Below are 3984 nucleotides of genomic sequence, written 5' to 3' on the forward strand. Positions count from 1 at the left end.
TATCCCTTTCAAAGTCTCTAGAACTTTCAACTCTGATGCCATAATTGAAATCATCTCGCCACCAGCAGGTAATTTCTGCATCAAAGAGCCTCTAGCGGCAATTAGCCTCAAACCAGCTTCTAAACTCCATACTCCTGCTACAGTTGCCGCTACATATTCTCCTACACTATGACCCATAACGACATCTGGTTTAATCCCCCACGATTGCCAGAGTTTAAATAGGGCATATTCTATGGCAAATAAAGCAGGTTGAGTATAGGCTGTTTGAGCTAGTAGGGAGGAATCTGATGAGTCATCTGTTGGATAGAGTATTTCTCGTAGTGACTTTTCCTGAAACGTTTCTAGGTTACTGAGAATGTCCTCACATTGGTTAATCGTTTCACGGAAAGTTGGTGATTCTTGATACAACTGCCTGCCCATGTTCACATATTGTGAGCCTTGCCCTGTGAATAGAAAGGCGATTTTGGGTGTTGTGTTGTTGTTGGGCAGTTCCCCTGAAAAAATTCCGGTTACCTCTTCTTCCTGTTGGTGCTGTCGGAGTTTGTCCACTAATTTTTGTCGGTTAGAGGCAACAACTGCTAGTCTGTGGTTGAAGTGGGTACGTCCTGTGTTGGCTGTATAACAGATATCGGCTATTTCTAGTTTGGGATAAGTTTTTAGATAATTTTGATAATTACTGAGTAAATCACTAAGAGCAGTTTGGGTTTTGGCTGAGAGTGTTAACAGATGAACTGAGCGTTCCAAGTAATCTTCACTGTTGCCTGTTGTCTTCCCTTCTTGGGGATTTTGTCTATTGCCTTCTATTGGTGATTCTTCTAGGATCACATGGGCATTAGTCCCACTAAAACCAAAGGAACTTACTCCCGCGATATGACTTTTCCCATTGGTTTGCCAAGGGGTCGGTTTAGTCGGAACTTGTAGAGGTAATTGTGACCAATTAATATAAGAGTTAGGCTGATTAAAATGCAGTGATGGTGCTATTTGTTCATGTTGCAGTTGTAGAACTACCTTCATCAAACCTGCAATTCCTGCTGCTACTTCTAAGTGACCAATATTAGTTTTAGCGGAACCAATGATCACAGGCTGTTCAATAGAGTGGTTTTTGCCAAATACCTTTCCCAACGCTCCGACTTCAATGGGGTCTCCCAGGGAAGTTCCGGTACCATGAGCTTCAATATAACTGACACTGGCTGGCTCCACACCCCCATTGGCCAAGGCTTGGCGAATCACAACTTCTTGAGATGGTCCGTTAGGTACTGTTAAACCACCACTCGGTCCATCTTGATTGACTGCCGTGCCGCGAATTACTGCTAGAACATTATCTCCATTAGCTAGTGCGTCGGAAAGTCGTTTCAAAACAATCACTCCGCATCCTTCACCACGCACATAACCATTGGCAGAAGCATCAAAGGTCTTGCACCTACCATCGGGAGATAACATTTTGGCCTGAGAGAAAACAATACTAAACTTGGGAGATAGAATTAGATTCACACCTCCTGCTAGAGCTAGATTGCATTCTCGCTGTCGCAAACTCTGACAAGCCAGATGCACTGATACCAAAGAGGAAGAGCAAGCAGTATCTACTGCCAGATTCGGTCCAGTAAGTCCCAAGATGTATGATAAACGACCTGTAGCGGCACTCGGTACATTACCTGTACCCCAATAAGCTTCTGGTATTTCAGAGGTTGCCAGCTTATTTAAGTAGTCGTTACTACCGATGCCAATAAAAACTCCTGTGAGACTATTAAACAATTTGTCCGGGACAATGTTAGCCCTTTCGATAGCTTCCCAACTCACTTCGAGCAACAAGCGTTGTTGGGGGTCTAAGCTGTGAGCTTCTCGGGGAGAAATCCCGAAAAATGGGGCATCAAAGCGATCTATTTCGGAGAGAAAACCACCGTCGCGGGTAGCAATTTTGCCGGGAGCATCTGGGTCTGGGTCATAATACTCATCAATGTTCCATCTATTTTTAGGTACTTCGGCGATCGCATCTACTCCATCATTGAGTAACTGCCAAAAGGCTTCAGGAGAATCTACTCCACCAGGGAAGCGACAGCCCATGCCAATTATCGCTATGGGTTCTTTTTCTTGATTTTCAAAAGCTTCTAACTTAGACTGCAAAGTTTCTATCTGGAGAAAAGCATTTTCCATTAATGCTTTATAGTCTATGGTTCGGCTACTTTGACTTTTTTTCATTAGCTTTTTTTACCCTCCAGAGATTCTAATTTTCTAGCCAGTATATTGGCCATTTCATCTTCAGACATTTCCTGAAAACGAAATGTGTTATCTATTTCCTCTTGTTCTAAATTTTCTATTTCATCTAGGTTGGAAGAGAATTCTATTGGGATGACATCGTTTGCTAAATACTCTACCAAAGCCTCTACCGTAGGATAATCAAATAACAGTGTTGAACTTAAGTTAGTTTCTAAACTTGACTCCAAGCGATTTTTCAATTCCACTGCCATCAGAGAATCTAATCCTAAGTCAAACAAAGGTTGACGCATTCCTATTTTTTGTCCATCCCTCCAACCTAATGCTTTGGCGATCGCTGAGCGAATGTGATTTGTTAATAACTCTTGACGCTCTGAAACAGCTGCTGCTTCTAGTTGTTCTCTAAATGCTGACTTTTGGGTTAATGATGGCTCAGTAGAAATCAATGCCTCCAAGAATGGCATCTTTTGCCCACCTGGTAGTGTACTGACAAACTTTGACCAATTAATGGGCAAAACCCCAACTTGGCTGGGAGTCTGTGATAACAATGACCCCAATGCCTGCATTCCTTGCTGAGGTTCTATGGCACGGATACCAATGGTTTCCAGCCTTTGCTGATGCTGACCTGCTAAACTAGCTGCCATCCCTGATGATGCCCAGGCTCCCCAATTGATACTCAATCCTGGCAACCCCATACTGCGACGATAATGAGCTACTGCATCCATAAACTCATTAGCTGCGGCATAATTTCCTTGACCAAGATTTCCCAGCAGAGAAGACATGGAGGAAAAACAAACAAAGAAATCTAAGGGTAGATCTTTGGTCAGTTGATGCAAATGCCAAGTACCCTGTACTTTGGGAAGCATTACTTTTACGAACTGCTGCCAACTCATATTTTGCAGTACCCCGTCATCCAAAACCCCGGCGGCATGAATCACTCCTCGCAAGCTAGGCAACTCCCTTTCAATTCTCTCCATCATCTGAGATACTTGCTGGGAGCAAGAAACATCAGCAAGCTGAACGCTCACCTTTACCCCCATATCCTCCAACTGTGCGATCTTTATTTGTGCTTCAGCTGAAGGAGAACGGCGTCCCATCAATACCAAGTGACGAGCTCCCTTATCCACTAGCCACTTTGAGACCTCTAATCCCAAAGCGCCTAATCCTCCTGTCACTAAATAGCTACCCTGTGCTTGTATCTCTTTCTTTTGTTCTCTCAATGGGGGAATAGCAACCACAACCTTCCCTATATGCTTTGCTTGTTGAAGATATCGGAAAGCTTCGTGCACCTGTCCTAACTCAAACACTTGATGCGGCAGAGGTTGCAATTTCCCCGTCTTCAACTCTGTGCCTAGTTCGCTCCAGAGCTGCGCTACTAGCTCAGGCTGCTCTCGCACCATCTCCACCAGGTCAAAAACCTCATACTTGACATCCGGACGGTATTCTTGTGCTTTGCTCTGTGACCAAATATTAATTTTACCGATTTCAATAAATCGACCTCCATGAGCTAAGGCTTGAAAGCTCTGGGGAATGTACTCTTCATTGAAGCTGTTGAGCACCACATCCACTCCCATATCCTCAGTAGCTGCTTGTACTTGCTCAGCAAATTCCAGAGTCCGGGAATTCATGATTTGCTCTACTCCCTGCTGCTGCAAAAACTTCCATTTGGGAGGACTGGCTGTCGCAAAGACTTCGGCTCCCCTGTTTTGAACCAACTGAACCGCAGCCTGTCCAACTCCCCCTGCAGCGGAATGAATCAACACTCGTTCTCCA

Annotated in this window: 2 protein-coding genes; both read right to left on the reverse strand. The window is 44.3% G+C overall.

What is annotated here, in order from left to right:
- On the reverse strand, positions 1–2196 hold a 2196-nt coding region (locus F6K20_RS27585), incomplete at its 3' end, for a type I polyketide synthase (protein ID WP_287296802.1).
- On the reverse strand, positions 2196–3984 hold a 1789-nt coding region (locus tag F6K20_RS27590), incomplete at its 5' end, for a type I polyketide synthase (protein ID WP_287296804.1). The genes F6K20_RS27590 and F6K20_RS27585, both read right to left, overlap by 1 nt.

It is taken from the genome of Moorena sp. SIO2C4, assembly GCF_010672485.1.
Lineage (GTDB): Bacteria > Cyanobacteriota > Cyanobacteriia > Cyanobacteriales > Coleofasciculaceae > Moorena > Moorena producens.